This window comes from Cognatundibacterium griseum (assembly GCF_014284195.1).
In the GTDB taxonomy this organism is placed as follows: Bacteria; Pseudomonadota; Gammaproteobacteria; order Burkholderiales; family Burkholderiaceae_D; genus Undibacterium; species Undibacterium griseum.
This window is the reverse complement of sequence record NZ_JACOGC010000001.1, coordinates 614,570-637,575: the sequence shown is the minus strand read 5'-3', so window position 1 is coordinate 637,575 and position 23,006 is coordinate 614,570. Positions and strand designations below refer to the sequence as shown.

At 51.8% G+C, this 23,006-nt stretch carries 26 protein-coding genes; 12 read left to right on the top strand and 14 right to left on the bottom strand.

Features of this window, described 5'->3' with window-relative positions:
* Window positions 1-238 precede the first annotated feature (238 nt).
* From H8K27_RS16435 to H8K27_RS02850, 7 genes are all read right to left on the bottom strand, one after another.
* Window positions 239-520 (bottom strand): carboxymuconolactone decarboxylase family protein, encoded by a 282-nt coding sequence (locus H8K27_RS16435; RefSeq protein ID WP_329604331.1) that lies wholly within the window; start codon window positions 518-520, stop codon window positions 239-241.
* An 839-nt stretch (window positions 521-1,359) separates the two neighbouring features.
* Entirely contained in the window at window positions 1,360-1,563 is a 204-nt protein-coding gene (locus H8K27_RS16655; RefSeq protein ID WP_329604330.1) for a zf-HC2 domain-containing protein, read from the bottom strand.
* Window positions 1,557-2,198: an RNA polymerase factor sigma-70 gene (locus H8K27_RS02870; protein ID WP_186861685.1), complete on the bottom strand. Its 642-nt coding sequence runs from the start codon at window positions 2,196-2,198 to the stop codon at window positions 1,557-1,559. The genes H8K27_RS16655 and H8K27_RS02870 overlap by 7 nt, the downstream gene beginning before the upstream one ends.
* On the bottom strand, window positions 2,191-2,415 hold the full coding sequence (gene nrtS / locus H8K27_RS02865) for a nitrate/nitrite transporter NrtS (protein WP_186861684.1): 225 nt from the start codon (window positions 2,413-2,415) through the stop codon (window positions 2,191-2,193). The genes H8K27_RS02870 and nrtS overlap by 8 nt, the downstream gene beginning before the upstream one ends.
* Window positions 2,412-3,365 (bottom strand): HD-GYP domain-containing protein, encoded by a 954-nt coding sequence (locus H8K27_RS02860; RefSeq protein WP_186861683.1) that lies wholly within the window; start codon window positions 3,363-3,365, stop codon window positions 2,412-2,414. The genes nrtS and H8K27_RS02860 overlap by 4 nt, the downstream gene beginning before the upstream one ends.
* On the bottom strand, window positions 3,362-4,504 hold the full coding sequence (locus H8K27_RS02855) for an FAD-dependent oxidoreductase (RefSeq protein ID WP_186861682.1): 1,143 nt from the start codon (window positions 4,502-4,504) through the stop codon (window positions 3,362-3,364). The genes H8K27_RS02860 and H8K27_RS02855 overlap by 4 nt, the downstream gene beginning before the upstream one ends.
* A gap of 11 nt (window positions 4,505-4,515) precedes the next feature.
* Window positions 4,516-4,971 carry a hypothetical protein gene (locus H8K27_RS02850; RefSeq protein WP_186861681.1) on the bottom strand — a complete coding sequence of 152 codons (456 nt, stop codon included), beginning with the start codon at window positions 4,969-4,971 and terminating at the stop codon, window positions 4,516-4,518.
* Between the two features lie 140 nt (window positions 4,972-5,111).
* Between H8K27_RS02850 and mtnP the strand changes: the two genes are divergently transcribed.
* Together mtnP and H8K27_RS02840 are read left to right on the top strand one after the other, a co-directional pair.
* On the top strand, window positions 5,112-5,978 hold the full coding sequence (gene mtnP / locus H8K27_RS02845) for an S-methyl-5'-thioadenosine phosphorylase (protein ID WP_186861680.1): 867 nt from the start codon (window positions 5,112-5,114) through the stop codon (window positions 5,976-5,978).
* A 317-nt stretch (window positions 5,979-6,295) separates the two neighbouring features.
* A complete protein-coding gene (locus tag H8K27_RS02840; RefSeq protein ID WP_186861679.1) occupies window positions 6,296-6,628 on the top strand; it encodes a hypothetical protein in 333 nt (110 codons plus the stop codon).
* A 60-nt stretch (window positions 6,629-6,688) separates the two neighbouring features.
* On the opposite strand, the gene H8K27_RS02835 is transcribed toward H8K27_RS02840, so the two are convergent.
* Entirely contained in the window at window positions 6,689-6,829 is a 141-nt protein-coding gene (locus H8K27_RS02835; RefSeq protein ID WP_186861678.1) for a hypothetical protein, read from the bottom strand.
* 40 nt (window positions 6,830-6,869) lie between these two features.
* Here H8K27_RS02835 and H8K27_RS02830 point away from each other — a divergent pair, with 40 nt between their 5' ends.
* From H8K27_RS02830 to H8K27_RS02820, 3 genes are all read left to right on the top strand, one after another.
* Window positions 6,870-7,829, top strand: a complete 960-nt coding sequence (locus H8K27_RS02830; protein WP_186861677.1) for a DUF932 domain-containing protein — start codon at window positions 6,870-6,872, stop codon at window positions 7,827-7,829.
* A 90-nt stretch (window positions 7,830-7,919) separates the two neighbouring features.
* The gene (locus tag H8K27_RS02825) at window positions 7,920-8,936 is read left to right on the top strand and encodes a YqaJ viral recombinase family nuclease (RefSeq protein ID WP_186861676.1); all 1,017 of its coding nucleotides are present in this window, start codon (window positions 7,920-7,922) and stop codon (window positions 8,934-8,936) included.
* A 133-nt stretch (window positions 8,937-9,069) separates the two neighbouring features.
* Window positions 9,070-10,050, top strand: coding sequence for a recombination directionality factor (locus H8K27_RS02820; protein ID WP_186861675.1), 981 nt, complete (start codon window positions 9,070-9,072; stop codon window positions 10,048-10,050).
* On the opposite strand, the gene H8K27_RS02815 is transcribed toward H8K27_RS02820, so the two are convergent.
* Window positions 10,021-10,266 carry a helix-turn-helix domain-containing protein gene (locus tag H8K27_RS02815; protein WP_186861674.1) on the bottom strand — a complete coding sequence of 82 codons (246 nt, stop codon included), beginning with the start codon at window positions 10,264-10,266 and terminating at the stop codon, window positions 10,021-10,023. The two genes, H8K27_RS02820 and H8K27_RS02815, sit on opposite strands and share 30 nt — an antisense overlap.
* 318 nt (window positions 10,267-10,584) lie before the next feature.
* On the opposite strand from H8K27_RS02815, the gene H8K27_RS02810 reads away from it, so the two are divergent.
* The 7 genes from H8K27_RS02810 to H8K27_RS02780 all read left to right on the top strand — a co-directional run bounded on the left by H8K27_RS02810 (window position 10,585) and on the right by H8K27_RS02780 (window position 15,864).
* Window positions 10,585-10,809, top strand: a complete 225-nt coding sequence (locus tag H8K27_RS02810; protein WP_186861673.1) for a hypothetical protein — start codon at window positions 10,585-10,587, stop codon at window positions 10,807-10,809.
* 19 nt (window positions 10,810-10,828) lie between these two features.
* The gene (locus tag H8K27_RS02805; protein WP_186861672.1) at window positions 10,829-12,025 is read left to right on the top strand and encodes a toxin-antitoxin system YwqK family antitoxin; all 1,197 of its coding nucleotides are present in this window, start codon (window positions 10,829-10,831) and stop codon (window positions 12,023-12,025) included.
* Between the two features lie 288 nt (window positions 12,026-12,313).
* Window positions 12,314-12,766, top strand: coding sequence for an EAL domain-containing protein (locus tag H8K27_RS02800; protein ID WP_186861671.1), 453 nt, complete (start codon window positions 12,314-12,316; stop codon window positions 12,764-12,766).
* Window positions 12,767-12,865: 99 nt separating this feature from the next.
* Entirely contained in the window at window positions 12,866-13,339 is a 474-nt protein-coding gene (locus H8K27_RS02795; RefSeq protein ID WP_186861670.1) for a PTS sugar transporter subunit IIA, read from the top strand.
* Between the two features lie 41 nt (window positions 13,340-13,380).
* On the top strand, window positions 13,381-14,322 hold the full coding sequence (hprK, locus tag H8K27_RS02790; protein WP_186861669.1) for an HPr(Ser) kinase/phosphatase: 942 nt from the start codon (window positions 13,381-13,383) through the stop codon (window positions 14,320-14,322).
* Between the two features lies 1 nt (window position 14,323).
* Entirely contained in the window at window positions 14,324-15,187 is an 864-nt protein-coding gene (gene rapZ, locus H8K27_RS02785; RefSeq protein ID WP_186861668.1) for an RNase adapter RapZ, read from the top strand.
* Between the two features lie 248 nt (window positions 15,188-15,435).
* The gene (locus H8K27_RS02780; protein ID WP_186861667.1) at window positions 15,436-15,864 is read left to right on the top strand and encodes a lysozyme inhibitor LprI family protein; all 429 of its coding nucleotides are present in this window, start codon (window positions 15,436-15,438) and stop codon (window positions 15,862-15,864) included.
* 273 nt (window positions 15,865-16,137) lie between these two features.
* Here H8K27_RS02780 and H8K27_RS02775 read toward each other — a convergent pair whose 3' ends face one another.
* The 5 genes from H8K27_RS02775 to H8K27_RS02755 form a co-directional block, all read right to left on the bottom strand.
* On the bottom strand, window positions 16,138-17,301 hold the full coding sequence (locus H8K27_RS02775; protein ID WP_186861666.1) for an ABC transporter permease: 1,164 nt from the start codon (window positions 17,299-17,301) through the stop codon (window positions 16,138-16,140).
* On the bottom strand, window positions 17,301-18,131 hold the full coding sequence (locus H8K27_RS02770) for an ABC transporter ATP-binding protein (RefSeq protein WP_186861665.1): 831 nt from the start codon (window positions 18,129-18,131) through the stop codon (window positions 17,301-17,303). Before H8K27_RS02770 ends, H8K27_RS02775 begins: the two co-directional genes overlap by 1 nt.
* Window positions 18,128-19,633 carry an alpha/beta hydrolase gene (locus H8K27_RS02765; RefSeq protein ID WP_186861664.1) on the bottom strand — a complete coding sequence of 502 codons (1,506 nt, stop codon included), beginning with the start codon at window positions 19,631-19,633 and terminating at the stop codon, window positions 18,128-18,130. Before H8K27_RS02765 ends, H8K27_RS02770 begins: the two co-directional genes overlap by 4 nt.
* Window positions 19,634-19,820: 187 nt before the next feature.
* Window positions 19,821-20,987 carry an A/G-specific adenine glycosylase gene (gene mutY / locus H8K27_RS02760; RefSeq protein WP_186861663.1) on the bottom strand — a complete coding sequence of 389 codons (1,167 nt, stop codon included), beginning with the start codon at window positions 20,985-20,987 and terminating at the stop codon, window positions 19,821-19,823.
* A gap of 44 nt (window positions 20,988-21,031) precedes the next feature.
* Window positions 21,032-22,969: a dynamin family protein gene (locus tag H8K27_RS02755; RefSeq protein WP_186861662.1), complete on the bottom strand. Its 1,938-nt coding sequence runs from the start codon at window positions 22,967-22,969 to the stop codon at window positions 21,032-21,034.
* Between the last annotated feature and the right edge of the window lie 37 nt (window positions 22,970-23,006).

The window sequence follows — 23,006 nt, the reverse complement described above, 5'->3', positions numbered from 1 at the left end:
CACCTAGTTAATCAACTTATGTACTGCCGCGATCAAGCCGATTGTTACTCCAGTTACAGCGCTATGAAGGCAGATTGACTGACCATATCCATTGATTAAATTACCCCCGGCAGCTAATGTCTCTTTCATAGACTTAAATCAAATATCGTCAGATTGTTCTGACGGTATCGGAGAAAGGCTGCAGGTGCACGCCTCCCCGGAGCAAACAGCAGACCGGCACCATTATTTGTCAATTCGATCAATCTACCTTGTAGGCGCTAAATTTATCGTCAACCTGAGTACCAAACGCCTGATTACTGTAATTACTCAGCACTTTCACCGCTGCAGCCAATACGATATATAACGGGTCGCGCTCCTGGTATCCGTTTTCCAGAAAAGTTTTGACAATCGCAGGAGACGGCTGGCCATGCTTGGCAACCATCTCTATTGCCATGGCTGCTAGAGCAGCCAGTTTTGTATCCGAAATCGGTTGATGACTACGAATCGCCTCCAGCACATCCTTTGGCACATTCGACATCATGTCGACAATCATACTGTGGGCAGCAGCGCAGTAATTGCAGCCGTTATATTGGCTGATGACAAGAAATACGACTTTCTGCTAAGCAGACAACAGACTAGATTCATTGCGAAAAAGCATAACCATGCAAATATGTACTCAACACACCTGGTGCATTGGTCATGTTGGCGTATATATTGGAGAAAAGTCCCACCTGCATAGTGCGACATCCAGAATTTCTTTTTGATTGTCATTGACACTGGCATGATCGACTGGTGGAAGATGGTGAATGATGGCGTGTAACATGGACAGTTCTCCTTAAAAATAGCGTAAGAGCAAATCACCGAAGGTACATTCCATCGGCCTCATTGCGCATTGACGAATGCTATTTCGATAGCGACTTCAACTGTGAACCATGCATCTCGTTTTACTGCCCCAACGTTTCAGCTTATCAGGACAGACAGACGATGGGTCTGCTGCCGCTGATTGAGCCATTCGATAGAAGAGCAGCCTAGCTTGCAATAAAGGCACGGGTCAGTGCGCTGGCATTGCCGTATCCGACGTCATAGGCAACATGCTTGAGCTGCAAAGAACCGTTGCGCCACCATGATGCAAGTAGCAGACAGGTGTATCGCCAGTGATATCGCGAAAGCGAATCGCAAAGCGTGCACACCACATGCCTGACAATTTTGAACAGATGGATGTGACCTTGCAGTGCATCCTACTGAGAATCGTGAATCCCGCAAATATTACCCGTGTAGAAAACACCGGCGCGCAATGTAAAGGGGGACAATAAAATCGTTAACCCATCCATGGCCTACTCAATACAAATGCCGCTGTGACGTACAGCGGCACGACAAAGTCTATTCATCCGTTTTGTCAGCGTGCCCATCGGCCCCTTGGACGTAAGTGCGTGCAGCTTGACGAAGGATATGCATTTGCTCGCCAAAATTACGGCAACCAGAACACATCATGACATGCATTTTGACGGACATGCGCTCTTGCAAAGTAAGCGGGCGCTCTTGCGACTCCGAGTATAGGCGCGTCACATTTTGACAATTCAACATAATGACTCTCCTTTGACGAACCAATGACTTTCCAGACATTTTCGTAACCGAATACGGCTACGGTGCAACATCACATTCAGATTGCTGACGGTAATACCAACAGCAGTGCAGATTTCGTGAGAATCGAGTTCAATGAATTCCCTCATCATAAATACTCGCGCCTGATGACCTGGCAAATTTTCCAGACAGGCTTCAAACACCCGCCAGAACTGTCCCTCTCGCAGTGAAGCCTCAGGATTTCCCCAAGCCGCCGGACGTTCATCTGCCTGCCAGTACCCCTTTTTATCAAACAATTCCGAAAAATCTTCATCCTCTTCTTCGTCTTCATGCATAAGAGCACTGACTTCGACCATACGTTGCTTTTGCCTCAATATATCTACAATTTTGTTTTTGAGGATAGCAAAAACCCAAGTCTTTAACGCTGAGCGACCGCCAAATGCGCCGGCATTCTTGAGTGCGCCAATTAAAGCCTCTTGCACAGCATCTTCTGCAAGATGGGCGTCGGCAAGTTGCAGAGTTGCAAACTTATGCATCTGACGTTGCAAATTATTTAGAAATTCCGTATCGGCCAGTAAAGAAGTATGCACCGATGCAGATATGTCAGTGATTGATGGCTTTGCTTCCGCGTTACTCATCCTCGCTCCTCATTATCTGGTTTCTGGCAGCACTATAGCTGGCAACGCAGTAAGGTACCAAATAATTCAACAGCAGATGAAACCACGCGATGTTGTCTCCTACCAGAATGTCCCCCCCTTGATTGATCACATTTAGTGCAGTCCCCACCACCAAAGCAACGCGTAATGCACTTCGCGCAATCCCGGCAGAGCAGGCTAACTGTAAAAAATCTTTCATCGCACATTCCCAGTAGGCATAGCTGATGCTCTGAGCAAGTCTGCAATTGGCAACGCTTGTGCGGCGTCGTATACCGTACGTGCAATCAATGCCGTATCTGTCTCCGGCTCCAGATCGGCAGCACTTCCCTGTTTTCCGGTTGGCATCGCCATCAGGCAGTGCTCTTTTTCTTCCATCGTGAATTCTCCCCCACAGTTGCGACAATAAATGTGATCCCCCTTTTGGTGTTCGCGTTGTACAACCAGAGTGGGCCCACACATGGGACACGACTGTAGCGGTATGCCCGCATCACTATGACCAATGACATGGTCGAGACTACCTGCAGTGGCCAGCGCGATGAAAATATCGGAAAAGTGAGTATCAAACTGAGTACCTTGATGCTCGCGAATGATGGCAATCGCCTTGTCGCGCGGCATCCCTAACCGGTAAGGGCGATGGCTGGTCATGGCGTCAAACGCATCACAGATACCGACAATACGCGCTATATCGGGAATCCTGTCGCCAGCCAAGCCATATGGATAACCTAATCCGTCTGGACGCTCGTGGTGGTGCAGTACCGCGTCGCTGACCAGTTTGGCTAGTGGATGTCCGGACAGCATGCGCATGCCAATATCCGGGTGAGTCTTAATGACCGCATATTCATCGTCAGTCAGTCGATCCGCTTTGCGTAAGATCGCGTCAGGCACCCCCACTTTACCTAGATCGTGCAGAAACCCGCCAAGACTGATCCGGGTGGCGTCAACATTGCTGTAACCGGCACTTTCTGCCAGCAACCGGGCATAGCGCGATACGCGCCATAAATGTCCGCCGGTGTAAGGATCACGTGCTTCGACAAACCAAGCCATAGTCAGCAAACTGGCCAATAAATGACCGGAATGGACGTTTGCATCAACAGGTTCGTTGTGCGCATCTGGCACCAGCCAGTGACTCAATTGCCTGAGCACGTTCATACAACCTCCTTTGCAGCGATTGATTCAGATGACCGACTTTCTTTTGAAAATCGCTGAATAAAAGACTGGTCAATATAGTCTTTCCAGCGCCAAACCCATTTGCCTTCTGCACTGAAACGCCCCCAGGATGCAATAGCATACTGAGGACCGCATGCCAGTAAGTACAATGATCTGGATTTAGGTCGATAAGCACCCAGTTGCCCGTCAGTTAGCGCGGCAAACAGGTTCCGGGCCAACACCGGACCAGCATGTACCGCATGCACGCCCGAACGCGCCATCACCATGTCCTGCCGGGCGCAAACGTCGCCTACAGCAAACACATTCGGATGCGAGAGGCTGCGATGATACTTATCGACAGCTATGTAACCTTTCTCGTCCAGCAGTAGTCTGGATAATTGCAGCCAGCACGGCGCGCGCGCGCCGGTCGCCGCAATCACGCAGTCAGCTGGCAACAGGCTCCCATCGGACAACATCACACCTTCTTCTGCACCAACTGCCCGCAGTCGATGCACCGGAATTCCTGCATGATCCAGAGAACTGGCTGCCCGACGCTGCACGCCAGGTGCATGTCCGGTCAGCAAACCAGATTCGGAAACCACCAAATCCACGCACCCATCACTCTTCGCACAATTAAATGCATGGCGAGCAGCCAAAGCAAGCTCCACGCCAGCAGCGCCACCACCTACGACAATCAGGCGGTAACCCGACCGCTCAGCCGCCGATTCCAGTATCGCAGGCCAGGTTCGAAAAAAATCATCCAGCGGCTTGACCGGCAACAGTCTGGCACCTGCCATCTCCAGCCATGACGAGTCAATTTCACTCCCAACATCCAAGGACAGTAAGTCGTATTCAATATGCCTGCCATCCGGTAAACCCACACAACGTCGGTTCGCATCCATGCCGACGATGCTGTCCAGTACCATACATACACGTGCTGCCTGCGTCAGTGGTTGCAAATCGATCTGACACTGAGTTTGTGTGTAATGGCCGGCCATGTAACCTGGCAACATGCCAGAATAATTCTGATGCGTATTTGGTGTCACCAGCACAACTTCAACATCAGCCGGTTTATCACGTGCCAAAGCTCTTAGCACCGAAAGATGGGCGTGCCCGCCGCCGACCAGAACCAAGCGCTTCATCAGTTCCTCGTCTAACGAAAATGGCGTTGAGTCATGCGCGATGCAATTGCTCTACGTGCCGGGTCGGCCAAATCATCTTTACTGATGTACAGAAAAGTATCTGGCTTTCCGAGTGCCGCGGCGTTTTCATTTCCTGCAGATACGCCAACTATCGTCGCCTGAATACCCGCATGCTCTGCAAGTCGTTTTAATCCCGCCAAACTCTCATCAAATGGCAATATGGAGGCGAACATGACGGGAACACGGGAAATTTCCTGTCGCAATTGAATAAAAGTCTCGGCTGCCGATTTTCCCAGCGAGGACGAGACAGCCATCGAGATCACCACTCCGGAACTGCTTTTTGCCTGCGTTGTAAAATCGGCCAGATTTTCCAGTTTAACAGCAGCATATCCACTGTACTCAAGAAAAGGCTTCATTTCAGAAGAGATAAAAGGGTGCGGGCGCGCCAGCAATACAGACTTGATCATGTTCGGTCTCCGGTTTTGTTAAATATAAAGACTCAGTCGGCGTTATCGCATGATTTATTACACCTTCCCGCCCAGGCTGTAATAAATCGATTACCAGCGACGACCATACTGCATCGGTCATACAAACAAAGGAGTCATTCATGCAACAAGCACTAATCGGCGTTATTGGCGGTAGCGGTCTCTATCACATGCCAGCGCTGCAAAATGGAACCGAACACGTATTTGATACACCTTATGGCAAACCTTCTGATGCCATCGTCACTGGACTTGTACATGACATACCCGTTGCCTTTCTAGCACGTCATGGACGTGGGCATCGGTTGATTCCATCAGAAATACCATATCGTGCCAATATTTACGCGCTTAAGCAGTTAGGTGTCCGTTATCTGATTTCGATGTCAGCCGTAGGTTCGCTTCAAGAGGAACTGAAACCTCTCGATATGGTATTGCCTGATCAGTTTATTGATCTGACCCGACGGCGTGACAGTACCTTCTTTGGCAATGGTGCAGTTGCTCACATATCCATGGCACAACCTGTCTGCGCAAGCATCACAGATGCACTGGCACGTGCGGTGAATGAAATCAATCTGACTCAATCCATTACATTGCATCGTCATGGCACCTATGTCTGTATCGAAGGGCCTCAGTTTTCGACCCAGGCAGAATCACATTGGTACCGCAGCATGGGTGCAAGCGTCATCGGCATGAGTAATATGCCAGAGGCAAAACTGGCACGAGAAGCACAAATAGCCTACGCTACACTGGCCATGGTGACCGATTTCGATTGCTGGCACCCGCGCGAAGCCTACGTCACGGCGGAGATGGCCATTACCAATCTGATGAAAAATACTGAGCGGGCACAGCAGATCGCTGCTGCCGCAATCCGGATAATCGGAACTGAACGTCCATCATCGATCGCACACGACGCACTGGCAAGCGCGCTCATTACCCCATTAGAGGAGATGATGGCGGAGACTCATGAGCGGTTATACAAGATAATAATGTAAATGTATGTAGTCTAAACTGTCTGGAGTGACTGAGCCGTTCAACATAACACTGTCAAAGGTGCAACGCTTGCCCTACGCATCATAAGCGAGTTTTTCTTTTTAAGCACCGAATGCATCGATAAACCAACGATGCTACTTATTCACTTCAGCGACCTACTCCATACCTCAACTCAAAAAGACAAATACTCTTCATTCGTTCTCCGGTACCTTCTTAAAAAATTCCACCCATATATCACTAATATGTGACCAAGCAAATCCCGCTTAGTGACTCGACTTTCTTCAGTCGATTTCTTCATCTCAACTAAGAGGTAATTCCCATGAACTATCGTTGTCCTCAATGCGACTCTGCGCGCATTGCTGTCAAACACACAGGTAAAAGAACTGGCAGTGCCATCGGTACTGTTGCTGGCACTCTAGCTGGTGTGTCCAGCATCTCTGCTGGTGCAGAAATTGGTGCGAGTATCGGCACTTTCGCTGGCCCGGCTGGCGTACTGATCGGCGGATTGACAGGTGCCATTTTCGGAGGGCTGGTCGGTGGCTCTGCCGGCTGTATCGCTGGTGCCAAAGTGGGTGAAAGCTTTGACGGTAATTTGTTTGATAACCACGTCTGTCTCGACTGTGGTTATACCTTCAGTATGCCGTCAGATTGAATTTCCCCTTCTCTCCCTCTGTACTGATTGCTTCTCCTTTAGCTACCTTTTAGCTCTCTTTTACCATTCCCCCTCCGCTTCTCTCTGTTTCATTTGTAGTTTTTCTCTGTCTTTCACCATTTCATCAGCTTCAATTTCTACATCAGTTGATCTGCTTTCATCTGACTGGTGAATCCGTTTTTCTATTTTCGTATTTCCCAATTTGGGACTTCCCTATTTTCTATTTCAAGGAGTTTTACTCATGGCACATTTACTCGAATCAATGGCTTACGTTAATGATGTTCCCTGGCATGGTTTAGGTAACCAGCTCACGGCCAAACAACCGATTGACGTCTGGGCGCAGCAATCCGGTATGGCGTTTGAAATCCGCGAGTCGCCTGTGCGTTTCATGGCAGACAGTATCGGTGCGCTCGGCGCGATCATGACATTCCCCGAACAAAAGGTGCTCTACCGTTCCGATACCAAGGCCGCCTTGTCGGTGGTATCGCAACGATACCGGGTGGTGCAGCCGCGCGAGATTCTGGAGTTTTACCGCGATCTGACCGAGATTTCCGGGTTTGAACTGGAAACGGCGGGCGTTCTTAAAGAAGGCCGTAAAGTCTGGGCACTTGCCAAGACGAACCAATCCGCAACCTTCAAGGGGAATGATGTGGTCAATGGTTATCTGTTACTGGCAACCGCCTGTGACGGGACGCTGGCAACCACGGCACAGTTCACCAGTATCCGCGTCGTCTGCAATAACACGCTTGCGGTGGCATTGCAAAACGGCAGCGGTGCAGTGAAGGTGCCACACAGCACGCAGTTCGATCCGCAGGCCGTGAAGAAGCAACTCGGTGTTTCTGTCGCAGCATGGGACAGTTTTATGTACCGGATGAAGACCTTATCGGAACGCAAGGTTAAAACCCATGAAGCGATGAATTTCTTTCTGCGGGTCTTTACGGATCCGACCGATACCTCGGGTGCGCTGGCCAATGAACGGGCGATGAAAGCAGTGCAGTCCTTGTATGACGGTCAGGGTAAAGGTGCGGAACTGGCTTCGTCCAAAGGAACGGCTTTCGGTTTGCTGAATGCGGTTACGCAGTTTGTTGATCATGAACGTCGTGCGCGCAGTACCGATCATCGTCTCGAATCGGCATGGTTCGGTCCCGGTGCCAGCCTGAAACAGAAGGCACTCGATCAGGCATTACTGATGGTGGCTTAACAGCATGGCTTGGATGTATTTCAAATTGTTGATCTGCCACCTGGACACGTTTGTTGTGTACCGGGTGTTTTTTTATGAATGGAGCTCATCATGCATCATGCAGTCGTATCAAGCAAACCAAGAACTTCTCCACCAGCATTACGGCTGGTTAAAACAAATGCAATGAGTCGGGAAGACTGGTTATCTGTCAGAAAGACCGGTATCGGCAGTTCAGATGCCGCTGCGGCGGTGGGTCTGAATCCGTATCAGTCTCAGCTGGAGCTGTGGTTGATTAAAACCGGACGCGATGCGGGATTACCGGTGGTCGATCCACAGGATGAAACCAGTCCGATGTACTGGGGAAGTTTATTGGAACCGATTGTCGCGGCGCACTATACCCGTCTATCCGGCAACCGGGTCAGACGAATTAATGCGGTGCTTCAGCATCCGGATCCCGATAAGGCGTGGATGCTGGCGAATATCGACCGGGAAGTGATGGGCGCGCCTGATGTGCAGATTCTCGAATGCAAAACGGCAGGAGAGTTCGGTTCCCGTCTCTGGCGCGATGGGGTACCGGAATATGTGCAATTACAGGTACAGCATCAACTGGCGGTGACCGGTAAGCAAACCGCCGATGTGTGCGTACTGGTCTGTGGTCAGGAAATCCGGATTCATCGGATACAGCGTGACGATGAACTGATTGCACGTCTAATCGAACTGGAGCGTCAGTTCTGGCATTACGTGGAAACGGACACCCCACCTCCGACAGACGGCAGTGATTCCGCAGATCAGGCTTTGCGTTGTCTGTATCCGAAAGACAGTGGAGAACGCATGGACTGGCGCGATGACCGTGCGATGTCCGCCTTGTTTGCCGATCTGGTCGCAGTGCGTGCCGACATCAGTAGTTGCGAACAGATCGAAGCGCAGTTACGCCAGCGTCTGCAGGAACGGATGGGTGACGCCAGTCTGGCGCTGTTTGAGACCGGCCGGATTTCGTGGAAGCGCAGCAAGGACAATACCGGCATCGATCTGCAGAAATTACTCGAAGAGCAGCCTGCTATTCAGCAACAGTATGCGATGACAAAACCGGGTAGCCGGCGCTTTCTGGTTCAGCCCGATCAGGATTGACACGCTGCTGGTATAGCAGTGACACGTCTGTGGCAGTACGGACGTGTCCATTCAACCGGATCTTCGCAGAATGGCAAATGTCATTCTGCGATGACCTCATTATCCCATTCTATTCATCATCAAGGAGTTCATCATGATTAAAGGTCTGGCTTTAACGCCACCCGTTTTAGGTCGCATTTCCATCGGTCGTATCGTCGAAAAGAATGGCAAGCGACTTCCAGAGAAAGACGATCAGTTCACCATTACAACTCAGTTACAAGGGCATGACGGCTGGATACTGCACCCGTATGACGAAGCAATTCGCAAGGACAGTCAACAAGCTAAATTACGGGCGATTCCGGTTCAAATGCTGTTTAACGATCCGGATCTGAATCTGCGTGCCGAATACAGTCTGTTCGATCACAAGACGGGACGTCCGCTGTGTGTCGGCAATGGGGAAACCTGCCGGCGCTTTACTGATAACGGCATACAGTCGCATCCCTGCCCTTCACCCGATGTCTGTGAACTGGCGAAAGGCGGGGCCTGCAAACCGTATGGGCGGCTGAACGTCAGTATTCATGGCACCGATGATCTGGGTAGCTTTATCTTTAGAACGACTGGCTATAACAGCATCCGCTGTCTGTCGGCACGTTTGCATTATTACCGCGCGGTCTCGGGAAACCTGCTGGCCTGTATGCCCCTGGAATTGCGACTCCGAAGCAAAAGCACGACGCAGTCTCATCGGGCACCGATTTACTACGTCGATCTGACTTTGCGTGACGGCATGACGATGGAAGCCAGTATCGCGGCTGCCATCGAACTGCACCAGCGGCGACAGACTGCCGGCTATGATCAGAACAGTTTGGATCAGGCGGGCGGGCTCGGGTTTCAGAACGGGGAGTTTGAGGATAGCCCGGAAGACAGTGTCGGGATTGTGGAGGAGTTTTACAACGCGGCCGATGGCGAGAATGCCGCACCCATGCAAAGTACTTCAGCGGACAGAGTCACCTCTGCAGAATCGGCTATAACGGCGGCAACATCCGAGCGACCGGGTCTGAAGGAGAAGCTGAATGGAAAGGTGGCTCGGTTGCCAGCATCAATCAACTCACAAACCCGCTTCAATCAACAGGTCTGATGGTTTGCATTGAATTGCTTTCGCTATCCGAACGATGTTCAGAAATGTGACATTTCGCTCTCCACGTTCAATTTTACCCATGTGAGACCGGTCAATCTCCGCGAAATCAGCCAGCGCTTCTTGCGACAGATTCATCAAAACCCGGCGCGCACGAACAGCCGCCCCTAATTGCACCAAAAATTGATCTTTATCTAATTTTGCGGAGACTCTTGCCATACCGTAAATGGTCGCGCTATGATGCTTAAACAGCCACGGTATTTACGACCCAAATACCTGCTAATCATCTTTGAAAGCTGGCTTTATCCACTAAATGAAAGGAAATCCCCATGAGCAAACAAATCAAATGTCCGGAATGTAAAGGTAAAGGCGAAATTCCTTGTCCAATCGAGTATGACGAGCATCCTCATCCAGCAAATTGCCCAGGCTGTGCTGGCGACCGTCACGTCCACGTGGAATGCCCTCGTTGCGACGGTACCGGTAATATCAAAGTTGACTAATTAATCACATCGCTTTTCACGCTGAAAGGAAGATTCCATGAGCGATCAGAAAGAGAAAGAAAAAGACCCTTATTACAAAATGTCCGATGCGCTTGACGAATTACGTTATGACGCCGTGGGTAAAACCGGCAAAACAGTGGCGGGACTCAAGCTCGTTGGTAAAGGCTTGTATAACCTCACCCGGTTTACGTTTAAGGAAGCAATTCCGGAATTTAACAACCGCGCCCAGAAAGAGATCGACAAGGCCAAATCCGGAAAGTAATTACGCATTTCCATTTCTCATGATTTCAGGCATCGCCTTTGTACTGTGTCTGCTGTGCAAAGTTGATTTCTCTTACACAACCACCGCATCAACACTGAGCGGTGGTTTTTATTTACACGAACAATTAACTATTAATCAATATTTGGAGTTTATTTTGAAAACGAACTACCCTCAATATAAAACAGCGTTTGCTGTCATTGCCACTACAGTGTTACTCACTGCCTGCGGTAAACAAATCGATTATCGGGAAGTGGAGACTCAACGTGGTCTGGTCTATCGGGCGCACGAGACGACGCCATTTACCGGTACGATCAAGAATGAGCAGTGGAGTACTGCCCTGCCAACCGCAACCTATGGCACTTGTACAGATGAATTCAAAGACGGATTACGAGATGGCAAACGCATTTGCAGTTCCATGAAAGGCGTCAAGCTGGAGGAGTCGGAATGGCGCGAGGGTAAACGACATGGTGTCGAGAAACGCTGGGAGCTGACTACAGGTAAATTCTGGAAATTAACTCACTATGAAAATGACCAGAAAAATGGTCTGGAGGAAGTACATAATCCGTTTGAGAACGAAGCGCTGATCTCCAGTCTGAATTGGGTCGATGGTAAAAAGTCGGGGAATGAAAAAATCTGGGATCTCACAGGCAAGATTCTTCGTACGGATTTGAATTGGGTCGATGGAAAGAAAAACGGCGTAGTTCGCTTCGGTGTGATGCTTGAAACTTACAAAGATAATATTCTCAATGGAAGGCACATTATTTATGTCACTCCGGCAGACCAGCAAATGGCGTTCAACAAATTAAATAACCAAATTTTAGAAATTAGTCATCAACAGGAATTGCTTGAGGGTGGCAGCAGTTTTGCGGGGGATTTACCGGGAATGATTGTCAGCATCGATGAAGAATTAGTGAATGGGATACATAAGCCGGCTCCCGCCTTGCAGACTTGCGTAAATGACAAAGAAGCAGCCTACAAGGCGGATCCGATGAGCTTTCAATACGGGATGGTCACAAGCAGCAATATCATTCAGTGGGAAAAAGAATGTGCTGCAGGTAAAACGACACCGGTTTCAGCACAAGCACAGGCAGCGGGAAATTCTGTCGGCGCTTGTCTGGACGCCAAAATTGCGGCGACAAGAAAAATTTCACCGGACGAACCGATCAGTCAGGATGTACTGGATGAATGGGAGAAGGACTGTAAGACGGGGAAGTAACAATTGCTTTAGAGTAAGCAGAAATTGTTTTAGCTATGCTTGAACAGGGTCACGACCCGGATGCGTTCTGGTTGTGATTTTTTTGTGTATGCGGGTTATGTTTTTTTATAGCAACGACGCATTCAAACAAAGCTTAAGAAGTATCAAAATTGTTTGCACAAACTGGAATTGAAAGCTGTGCAGGTTCAAGCTGAGGAATTCCAATCTTTGCCAATGGAAGCCAACAGGAAATGGCATACCGAATGGCATACTAACAAAAAAAATAAAAGAAAAATCCATTGAAAATCAATGACTTACCTATATATCTTGGCGGAGAGCAATCTGCCGCCCTGCGCCTTGCAGCTGGAAATTACCGAGGGCTTGCTGATGGGCGATATTGAATTATTGCTGCCGGTCTTTGAATCACTCAGAAATCTGGGTATTACGATTTCACTGGATGATTTTGGCACCGGCTTTTCCTCCTTGTCGTATCTGCAGCGCTTCCCGATTGATAATCTGAAAATCGACCGATCCTTTATCCATAAAATTCCTGAAAATCAGGATTCCGTCGTGCTGACGCACGCCATCATTGCGATGGCGAACGCACTGGGAATGAGCATCACGGCAGAAGGTGTGGAAAATGCCGAACAGATGCTGTTCCTGACTGATTCCGGCTGCCAGGAAATGCAGGGATTCTATTTCAGCAGGCCCTTGCCCGCCGCTGGATTCGAAAAATTACTGGCGAACAACAGGGAATCCTGAACGCGTGCGAATTTTCACCAGTCCGGTAAAAGAAGCCTATAATTTGCACCGCGTTATCCCTGTATTTCCATCTATCTTGCTGTATCCCGATCTTGCATCATGACGAATATCGCCAAAATTCTGCCGCTTGCCAATGTCCTGCTGGACCTCGAAATTTCCAGTAAAAAGCGGGCTTTTGAACAGGCTGGCCTGTTGTTTGAAAATAATTGCAGCATTGCCCGCTCCACCGTTTCCGATAACCTGTTTGCACGCGAACGGCTGGGTTCCACCGGGCTGGGTCATGGTGTGGCGGTTCCGCATGGCCGCATCAAGGGCCTGAAGGCGCCGATCGCCGCCCTGGTCCGGCTGAAAGACGGCATTCCGTTTGAATCGCCGGACGGCGAACCGGTCAGCCTGCTGATTTTTCTGCTGATGCCCGACAACGTGACGCAGCAGCATCTGGAAATCCTGTCTGAAATCGCAGAAATGCTGTCGAACGAAATATTCCGCCAGGAACTCCTGGCAGAAACCGAAGCCCAGGTTGTCTATGAAAAAATCCTGGCCTGGCGCCCGGATATGACGGCAGTTTCCTGACATGGTATCGTTTGTTATCGCCTGACTTTCTTTTCCTGACCATGCCCTTACTGACAGAATTAACGATACAGAAAATCTATGATGACAACCGTGACATCATGCAGCTGGGCTGGTTTGCAGGCTTTGCCGGAGCAGACAAACAGATTACCGGTGATGCCGCTTCCTCCGCAGATCAGGTCGGCCACCTGAATCTGATCCACCCCGGCCGGATACAGGTGCTGGGGCATCAGGAACTGGCTTACTACAACCGTCTGTCGAATGCCTCGCGCGCTAACCTGATCCGCGAACTGGTGGCAGGCGGGCCACCAGCGCTGATTGTGGCACAGGGGCTGGATTCGCCGCCGGCATTTCTGACTACCTGCGACGACAATAATATTCCGCTCTTCTCCACCCCCTATCCCTCCGCCCAGGTCATCGATTATCTGCGGGTTTATCTGTCGAAAAAACTGGCGCAACGCACCACCATGCATGGTGTATTCATGGATGTGCTCGGCGTCGGCGTGCTGATTACCGGCGAATCCGGGCTTGGTAAAAGCGAACTGGGGCTGGAACTGATTTCCCGCAGTCACGGCCTGGTGGCCGATGATGCGGTCGAGTTTTCCCGCATCGCGCCGAATATGATCGAGGGCCGCTGCCCCGATTTACTGCAAAACCTGCTCGAAGTGCGCGGACTGGGTCTGCTGGATATCAAGACCATTTTCGGTGAGACTGCGGTACGCCGGAAAATGCGGCTGAAACTGATTGTGCATCTGGTCCGCCGCAGTACGCTGGAAGAAAATTACGAACGCCTGCCGATGGATTCGCAGACAGAAGAAGTGCTCGGCCTGCCGATCCGCAAAGTCGTGATCCCGGTGGCTGCCGGACGCAATATCGCGGTTTTGCTGGAAGCTGCCGTGCGCAACACTATCCTGCAGCTACGCGGCATCAACACGCTGGAAGACTTCATGGAAAGACAGCGCCGCGCGATGGAAGCAGGAGACTGAAATGCAGATTCTGGTAATCTCCGGCATTTCCGGCTCAGGGAAATCAGTCGCGCTGAATGTGGTGGAAGATGCCGGCTATTACTGCGTCGATAATCTTCCGCCCAGCCTGCTGCCGGAACTGATCGCCACCCTGTCCGCCCAGCACTATCCGCAGGTTGCGATCGCGATCGACTCACGCAGCGCGCACTTACTGACGGGCATGCCGGAAACGGTGCAGGCGCTACGTCAGGCAGGTCATGCCGTCAAGGTGTTGTTTCTGACTGCCAGCACCGAATCGCTGGTCGCCCGTTTTTCGGAAACCCGGCGCAGCCACCCGCTATCGCACTGGCTGGCATTGGAGCAATCGCTCGACACCCACATGACGCTGACCGAGTGCATTGAAGAAGAACGCGAGATTCTGGCGGAAATCCAGACGCTGGCCCATGTCATCGACACCACCGATCTGCGCGCAAATCAGCTGCGAGCCTGGTTAAAAGATGTGATCGAAATTCAGCATGCGCCACTGACGCTGATGTTTGAATCATTTGCCTTCAAACGCGGGGTACCGCTGGATGCGGATTTCGTGTTTGATGTGCGCATGTTGCCGAATCCGCATTACGACCTCGATTTACGGCCATTGACGGGACGCGACGAGCCGGTCATCCGGTATCTGGAAGCACAGCCGGTTGTGCAGGATATGTATGCCGACATCCTGCAGTTTTTAAGCAAATGGATACCGGCATTTAAAGAAGACAACCGCAGCTACCTCACCATTGCAATCGGCTGCACCGGCGGTCAGCACCGCTCAGTCTATATGGTGGAAAAACTGACGCAGCACTTTCGTTCTGCCGAGCAGGTATTGGTGCGTCACCGGCGTCTGGGCTGACTCCTCCGTTATCAGAAAATATACTCACCCCAGTATATTCGAACACCCTTTATTTATGATTAAATACGAGGTGGTTTTAGAAAAAACAGGGGGGAGTATCCACTTTCAATGACATAGCAACTGACCCCGCTGTGATGCCGATCTGACCATGTCCTGCCGAACTCCCGCCCGGAAATCACCATCATGGGGCTCATAAAATATCAAACGTCCAGACTCCAAAAAATTTTCAATATGTAATCCGACTGTGTATGAAAAAAACAATTCTTGCAAAATATCTTTGCGTATCCATTTTTGTTTTAGCGAATCATGCCGCATGGTCCGCCCAACACGAACCCGTGTGTGCAAATTCCAAAAACACCGTTGAGGACACGAATTGCCTCTCTGCTGAAATCGGAAAAAAAGTCGAAAAACTTCAGAAATACCTCTCGGCCGCACAAAAACAGGAAAGACAGGATTTTGGGACCGACGATGAATTGATTGAAACGCAAAAAATTTGGGACACATACGTAAATAAACATTGTAGCTACATCTATAGTCGCCAAAATGGAAGCGCCCGCTATCGCGATTCGGCTGAATGTCAGTTACGGCTCTACGATGATCGTATTTACGAAATCTGGATTGCTTATCTGACTTACTATGATTCAACTGCACCAGTACTACCTGATCCTAAAAAGTAATTTTTTGAATTCAGTTCAACCTGGTGCCGCAAAAAATGTATTACTCCCAATTGTATTAATGAAATGCGTTCTACTTATTTCAACGAGTACCTTAAACGACCCTGTTTTGCAAACGGTGGTGCGGTAGTGCGCTATTCATAAGTGAATAGTCTCACAGAGACAAGCGCCATGTGTCTTCAGTACCGTGATCAGGTATATCAAAGAATGGCGCTTGACCCGTGGTAAAAATTTGTACCAACTGCACCGGTCAGCCAAGACCGGGTAACGTCACCGTCAGGACATCACTACCTGGCGCATTTTCTGCGCGATATAGGTCAGGCAAATCAGGGTGATGGCCAGACAAATCACAGAGGCGATGCCGACCGCTGCCGGACTGAGCAATTCGCCTTTCAGTACCTGATTCATCATCTGATTCTGCGCCAGCACCGGCACCCAGCGGAACCACGAAGGTTCGCGCCCGGGAAACGCAATCGGGATCAGGGACACAAACGGAATGAACATGGTCACGATCTGATTTCTGACCTGGGCTTCTTTATAGCTCTTGCAATCCAATGCCACCGCGACCTGCAGCGCCGCCATGCTTGCAGCCAGCGGCAGCAGGATCAGCAGGAATGCCATGGCATCACGGATGCCAAACTGAAATTCAGCCCGCAGCGTATCGTTTTTAATCAGCCACTGTGAAGGAAAAAAACTGAAAATCGTCAGCATCACCACACCCATGCCGACCAGCGCGACAGCACTCCATTTGCCGACCGTCAGCTGCCAGCCGCTGACCGGATTCATCATCAGCGGCTCAAGCGAACCGCGTTCCCGCTCACCAGCAGTGGTATCAATCGCTGCATACATGCCGCCGATCACAATCGCCATCAGCACCATCATCGGCAGCATTTCAGTAATCGATGCCTTGCGCTGATCGGGCTTTTGCAAATGCCGCTCTTTGATATCAACCAGCTGCAGCAGCTCGGCCGATACGCCCCGCATCGTCAGTTCCATCACTGCCGTTTCCTGCACGTAGGCTTCCAGCAGCCGCTTCAGTGGACGCAGGCCAAACTCTGCCGGCCGGTTGTTGGTGTCATAGGCGACTTCCAGCGTGACTTTTTCCCCTTGCTGCAGTTTGCGCTCGAAATCAGCCGGCACCAGCAGTACCGGCTGATCGAGTTCCTTGCTGCGGGATTTGGCTTCATAGTCAGCCGGGGCTGCCTTGACCTGATAGCCCTGCCGCAAGATGAAATTTTCCAGCCGCGGCGCATGCTCCATGCCAACGGCGAGTACTGTCCGTTTTTCTTCCTGGGATTCAACCTGGGACAGTACGATTGAAAAAATCAGCAACATCAATGGCACACCCAGCAAAGAGCTGATCAGTGCCGTCATCAGGGTACGCCGGTCGCGCAGCGCATCCTTGATCTCTTTCCGGAAAATACTGAATACCGCATGCATCAGTTCACCTCTTTCATGGTCGGAGCCGTCTGTAAAAACGCCAGCTTGACAAAGGCGTCTTCAAAATTAATTTCCTGCGCCTGCTGCAGTAATTCATCCACTGAACCGCGCGCCACATTTTTTCCCTGCGCCACAATCACGACCTCGTCACACAAGCGCTCCACTTCCTGCATGATGTGTGTTGAGACCACGATGCATTTGCCGCCACCTTCCGGTGAACGCAGCCAGCGCAGGAATTCCCGCAAAGCCCTGGTCGCAACCACATCCAGTCCATTGGTCGGCTCATCCAGGATGATATTTTTCGGATCATGCACCAGAGCCCTGGCCAGAGCCGTTTTCATTCTTTCCCCCTGACTGAAACCATCGGTACGGCGGTCCAGCAAGGCAGACATGCCGAGCCAGTGCGCCAGCTGATCCGTTCTCTGCGCGACCTGTGCGGCAGACATGCCATGCAGTAATCCGTAGTAAGCGATATTTTCCCGCGCCGTCAGGCGTGGATACAGGCCGCGTGCATCGGACAGCACCCCCATCTGCGACTGGGTGGATGAGGTTCCGGCCACGACAGGCACGCCATCGACCATGATCCCGCCCTGATCCGGCTGCAACAGCGCGGCGATCATGCGCAATGTGGTGGTCTTACCGGCGCCATTCGCACCGAGCAGCCCGGTAATGGCGCCATCTTCAGCGCGGAAACTGACGCCATTGACCGCAGACACCACTTCCGTTTTTTTCTTCAGCACACCGAGCATTCTGGCGATATCGCGCCAGTCTTTTGCAGCAGGTTTTCCGGTACGGACAAACTGCTTGTGCAGATCATTCACGATAATCATGACCGTCCTCCTGCCTGATTGATGGATGACGCTGGCATAGCGTTGCGCTCCTGAGTCGTTACCTGCGAGCCGGCCTCCGGTTTGATCGCTGGCTGCAAAGGCTGCCACGCCAGGGGCCGCGGAATCTGCCGTACGCAGCTGATATCTGTTTTGAGCGCCTCAGTATCTTCTCTGGCGCTCAGGAAACGGTTGACCACCTCGCGGACACACCCTTGTGCCAGCAAGCCGTGCCCGGCATGATCCACGGTCACATGCAATGCCTGCGGCCCCAGAGCCTGCGCCACGGTCTTGCCGTGACGTATCGGCGTCACCGGGTCAATGCCGCCGCTCAGCAACAACACTGGCACGCGGGCCGGCGGTATCGTGAAAAAATCCGGTGGAATAGCGGCACGCGGCCAGTTTTTACACACTTTCTGATACTGATTGTTCATCAGTTTTTCAAATTCATCGCGCGGGGCAGGTAAAGGCCGGGCAAACATTTCAGAACACCAGACAGAAAAATGCATGCCATAGTTAATGCCTGCAGGACCGGGTGCATTGGTCGCACCGCTGAGCGTTACCAGCGGCTGGTAATTACCCTGACCCGCCTGCGTCAACGCATACGGCAAACCTGAAACGCTGACCGGGGAATATAAAGTTTTGTGCACCATTCCCAGCAAAATATCGTGCGACATACGGAAGCTGAATGGCGTTCCCAGGCGCGGATGCGTCACACTGACCTGTCTGGGCGCCATCGCCAGCAATTGCTGCCAGCGGGTTGCCAGATCAGGATAGGCGGCGTGGCAGCCAGGTTCTTTCTGGCAATCCTGAAACAGACCATCCAATGCCGCCTGTGCATCTTCGGCCGGCAAATTCATATCCGGCGGCACCACGCCATCGAGCACCAGCCGTTTGACGGAATTCGGAAACTGGCGCAGATATTCCAGTCCAACCCGGGTGCCGTACGATGCACCCACCAGATTGATGCGTCCGTACCCTTGCGTCTGACGCACCGCTTCCAGATCCTGCACGGCAATACTGGTGCTGTAAAAACGCAGGTCGCCATGTGGCAGGGTTTGCAGCCGGTTCAGACAGATTGCTGATTTCCTGAGTAATTGCTCGTCCTCGTCCACATCTTCGCTGCGTTCCAGTTCCGGACAAGACAATGAAGCGCTGCGGCCCGTGCCGCGCTGATCGACAAACACCAGATCGCGCCGCTTGTTCAGGCGGCCCAGCATCGTCTGTCCAAAACCGGCAAGACTGACCCCACTTTGCCCCGGCCCGCCAGCCAGTAAAAAGACGGCGTCGTGCAGCTTGTTTTTATCCTGCGACGGCAACACCATATAATGCACATCAATTTTCTTCCCGGCCGGGTCGGCGGGATTCAGAGGTCGCTGCACCACGCCGCAACGCAGTTCCTGCGGAAAATCCGGCACACGGCAGGGACTGGTTTCAGCGCTGGCATACAGCGACGTGATTCCCACCATCCACCCCATGAGTCCGCGCAAAACATCGGTTCGCAAAATAGTCTCCTGAATGATTTTTGAGAAACGTAGTGTAAAGCTAACAATGACAAAAGTGTCATTTCTGCGATGAAACGGCAACAGATGCGATAAAGACAGGAATTTTGCGACAGAGTCCATCGTCATGAAGAACAGCCAGCCCCATCCCCGGCCAGCAAACGCAGCGCGGGTTTCCGCCAGCAGCCATTCAGAATAGCAAGGGTTGCGTCAGCGATTGCAGCAGGGTTTTCACTGGTGCGGGCAAGGCTGCCTGATCAGCACTGTCGAGCGGCAGCCAGATTTCTGCATCTTGCCCGACACCCGCAACACGCTGCTCCAGTTGCGCCAGAACCGGCTGGATATGCAGGCGGAAATGGGTGAAAACATGCTGCAGCGACGGCAACACCTGTACGCTGCGGGCCGCACCAAACCTGGCTATCCACGCATGCAGCTCAGGCGTCAGTACGTCGCGCTCTGGAGTTGCGGCCCGCGGCGGCGTATCCTGTTCAGGCGCCAGCGGCTGCATGCCATCCAGTTCGGGTAATGACAGCAATCCGCCCCAGATGCCACTATCCGGCCGCCGTTCCAGCAGGACGCGGCCTTCATGCAACAGAATCAGCATGACAGCCTGCTTCTGCCTTTGCTGTGTTTTTGGTTTGCGCACCGGCAGCTCCGCCACGCGGTTCTGTGCAAACGCCACACAGCGCTGCTGTAGCGGACAATGCCCACAGTCGGGCTTGCTACGGGTGCAGACTGTGGCGCCCAGGTCCATCAGTCCCTGGGTATATGCTTCAATACCCTGCGCAGGCAGCAGGGCAACGGCGCGCTGCCACATGGCATCCTCAACAGGTTTGCTGCCCGGATAACCGTCTATGCCAAAAACACGGGCAAATACCCGCTTCACATTGCCATCGAGAATAGCGGCCACCGTACCGTAGGCAAATGCCGTGATCGCTGCTGCAGTTGAGCGGCCAATGCCAGGTAATTCTGCAAGATGCGCCGGATCAGCAGGAAACTGCCCCTGATACTGCTCCACCACCTGTTTTGCGCAACGGTGCAAATTGCGGGCCCGGGTGTAATAACCCAGTCCGCTCCAGTGTTCCATGACCAGTTCGACCGGCGCGCTGGCCAGATCAAAGACGGTTGGAAAACGCTGTAAAAATTTCTGGTAATACGGAATCACCGCGCTCACCTGCGTCTGTTGCAGCATGATTTCTGAGAGCCAGATACGGTAAGCGTCGCGGCTTTGCTGCCACGGCAGCTTGTGCCGTCCATGTTGTCGCTGCCAGTCGATGACCGACGCTGAAAAAGCAGGGTCCTGCAATGAAGAATGCAATGCATGGGCGGCCGCAGCCGCCGGGGTACGGAGTGTCATGAAATCTCGTTGCAGTGGGTTACAGCCAGTGCGTCGCCATTGGTTCAGGCGGCGGCTTTCAAGGCAGACAAATCCGCATGCAGTGCGCTGTGAAGCTGCTGCTCCAGCTGCTGCAATGCCTGTTTCTGCGCTTCGACTTCTGTCTGCATCGCCTCGAAGGAGGCAATTTTATCTTCCAGACTATCGGTTGCCACGTGAATCCGCTGTATCGACTGCATCCGGTTTTTCAGCTGATTTTTGTGCTCGCGTATCTGTGCTTCCAGAGGAGTCATCACCACTTTCTGCCAGGCTTCGACATCTTTGTTTGCCTGTAAAAAATTCTGCTTGACCCGCGCCGCAACGGAATCAAAAAATTTACGCATGAGAGCAACCCGGGTATTCGTCATCATGGTCGCCGCATTAAACTGTTTGTGATAAACAGTCTCGATCGTATCGAGCTCCTTGATGTATTTCTCCAGCGAGAAAGGCATCGGTGCCGACAACGCCAGTCCATGTTCGGTAGAAAATTTCCGGTACATCACCACCATCATTTCAGAAATCTCATCGGTTTTTTGATTCGATGTCAGCAAATTCAGTCTGACCTGGGCAAAGAAATGCTTGATCGAATCGAGCAAGCCCAAAGACAGGTAACTCTTTTCCATCGACTCACGTGTCTTGCGGATTTCTTCGCGCAAAATATCCATGCCAAGACTGGTATACACCTCCATCGACAGGCGGGTAAATACGGCCCGCGTGCCCTGCATCCGGATCAGGCTGGCATCAAATTCTTTTTTCTCTGCATCGACACGCTTCATCATGTGTTCGATCACATTCATATTTTTTCCGCGCAGGCTTTTGAGCTCCAGCAACTGCTCAACCACATTCCGGCTGCGCGCCGACATCACTGCATGCTGGGCGGTCGTGACTTCGTGAACCTCGGATTCGAGCTGCGCGCGGATGATATCCTGCTTGGCCGGAATCAGTTCCCGCGACAGTGAATACTCCAGCGGCGGCAGACGGCTACGTGCCAGCAATGGCGCATCCTTGTTAATTTTCGCAACCAGGCCTTTTTGCGCAGAAACCGGAAAAATCTGTTTTGCATCGATCGCCAGCGTATGCGCCACCGTTGCTACCTGACGTTCGAGCTGCTGTTCGATTTCTTCTGGAGTGCGCAATTCATCCCACATGCTGTCGATCTTGTTCAGCACCACCATGCGGCCCGGTCCGCTGCCGATGTGGTTGCGCCAGACATCAATATCACTCTTGGTCACGCCGGTATCTGCGGCAAGAATAAACAGCACGGCATGCGCGTTCGGAATCAGGTTCAGCGTCAGCTCCGGTTCGGTACCGATCGCATTCAGTCCCGGGGTATCCACGATGATGAGGCCTTCTTTCAGCAAGGGGTGCGGAAAATTCACAATCGCATGGCGCCACTGTGAAATCTCGACCAGACCATCCTCGTCGATTTCCAATGCCGCATCCGGATCTTCTTCGTCAAACAAGCCATATTGCTTGGCAACTTCCACGCTGACCTTCTTGGTCAGGCTGACCTGCTTGAAGGCTTCCAACATGCCATCACCGGAACTGATATTGAGAGGCAATACCTGCCACACATGGCTCTGGCCTTTGTATTCGCTGGTTGACTGCGCTTCAGAACGGGTTTCGATCGGCAGCAGGCGGATGCATGGCGGAATGGTGTCGTCATACAATAATTCGGTCGGACACATCGTGGTGCGACCCGCAGACGACGGCAGAATGCGCTGGCCATAATCGGCGAAGAAAATGGCGTTGATCAGTTCTGATTTGCCGCGTGAAAATTCAGCGACAAAAGCAATCGATAATTTGTCATCCACCAGCCGCTCCAGCAGACGCGCCAGACGCTGGTCAGTGGTGGGGTCAGCCATGTCTGATCCGCTTATCCAGGCACGGTATTGCGTCAGCGCCCGGGCGACTCCCTTGCGCCATTCGCTGTACTCTTGGAATTTTTGAACCAGATTGCTCATATTTCCCTCAGTTAATCTTTCTTATTCATTCAAGTAT

Bases quoted from the DNA above. Each gene is read 5' to 3' on its own strand.
- H8K27_RS16435 (WP_329604331.1), bottom strand. From the start codon at position 520: ATGATGTCGAATGTGCCAAAGGATGTGCTGGAGGCGATTCGTAGTCAT.
- H8K27_RS16655 (WP_329604330.1), bottom strand. From the start codon at position 1,563: ATGTTGAATTGTCAAAATGTGACGCGCCTATACTCGGAGTCGCAAGAG.
- H8K27_RS02870 (WP_186861685.1), bottom strand. From the start codon at position 2,198: ATGAGTAACGCGGAAGCAAAGCCATCAATCACTGACATATCTGCATCG.
- nrtS (WP_186861684.1), bottom strand. From the start codon at position 2,415: ATGAAAGATTTTTTACAGTTAGCCTGCTCTGCCGGGATTGCGCGAAGT.
- H8K27_RS02860 (WP_186861683.1), bottom strand. From the start codon at position 3,365: ATGAACGTGCTCAGGCAATTGAGTCACTGGCTGGTGCCAGATGCGCAC.
- H8K27_RS02855 (WP_186861682.1), bottom strand. From the start codon at position 4,504: ATGAAGCGCTTGGTTCTGGTCGGCGGCGGGCACGCCCATCTTTCGGTG.
- H8K27_RS02850 (WP_186861681.1), bottom strand. From the start codon at position 4,971: ATGATCAAGTCTGTATTGCTGGCGCGCCCGCACCCTTTTATCTCTTCT.
- mtnP (WP_186861680.1), top strand. From the start codon at position 5,112: ATGCAACAAGCACTAATCGGCGTTATTGGCGGTAGCGGTCTCTATCAC.
- H8K27_RS02840 (WP_186861679.1), top strand. From the start codon at position 6,296: ATGAACTATCGTTGTCCTCAATGCGACTCTGCGCGCATTGCTGTCAAA.
- H8K27_RS02830 (WP_186861677.1), top strand. From the start codon at position 6,870: ATGGCACATTTACTCGAATCAATGGCTTACGTTAATGATGTTCCCTGG.
- H8K27_RS02825 (WP_186861676.1), top strand. From the start codon at position 7,920: ATGCATCATGCAGTCGTATCAAGCAAACCAAGAACTTCTCCACCAGCA.
- H8K27_RS02820 (WP_186861675.1), top strand. From the start codon at position 9,070: ATGATTAAAGGTCTGGCTTTAACGCCACCCGTTTTAGGTCGCATTTCC.
- H8K27_RS02815 (WP_186861674.1), bottom strand. From the start codon at position 10,266: ATGGCAAGAGTCTCCGCAAAATTAGATAAAGATCAATTTTTGGTGCAA.
- H8K27_RS02810 (WP_186861673.1), top strand. From the start codon at position 10,585: ATGAGCGATCAGAAAGAGAAAGAAAAAGACCCTTATTACAAAATGTCC.
- H8K27_RS02805 (WP_186861672.1), top strand. From the start codon at position 10,829: ATGATTTCAGGCATCGCCTTTGTACTGTGTCTGCTGTGCAAAGTTGAT.
- H8K27_RS02800 (WP_186861671.1), top strand. From the start codon at position 12,314: ATGACTTACCTATATATCTTGGCGGAGAGCAATCTGCCGCCCTGCGCC.
- H8K27_RS02795 (WP_186861670.1), top strand. From the start codon at position 12,866: ATGACGAATATCGCCAAAATTCTGCCGCTTGCCAATGTCCTGCTGGAC.
- hprK (WP_186861669.1), top strand. From the start codon at position 13,381: ATGCCCTTACTGACAGAATTAACGATACAGAAAATCTATGATGACAAC.
- rapZ (WP_186861668.1), top strand. From the start codon at position 14,324: ATGCAGATTCTGGTAATCTCCGGCATTTCCGGCTCAGGGAAATCAGTC.
- H8K27_RS02780 (WP_186861667.1), top strand. From the start codon at position 15,436: ATGAAAAAAACAATTCTTGCAAAATATCTTTGCGTATCCATTTTTGTT.
- H8K27_RS02775 (WP_186861666.1), bottom strand. From the start codon at position 17,301: ATGCATGCGGTATTCAGTATTTTCCGGAAAGAGATCAAGGATGCGCTG.
- H8K27_RS02770 (WP_186861665.1), bottom strand. From the start codon at position 18,131: ATGATTATCGTGAATGATCTGCACAAGCAGTTTGTCCGTACCGGAAAA.
- mutY (WP_186861663.1), bottom strand. From the start codon at position 20,987: ATGACACTCCGTACCCCGGCGGCTGCGGCCGCCCATGCATTGCATTCT.
- H8K27_RS02755 (WP_186861662.1), bottom strand. From the start codon at position 22,969: ATGAGCAATCTGGTTCAAAAATTCCAAGAGTACAGCGAATGGCGCAAG.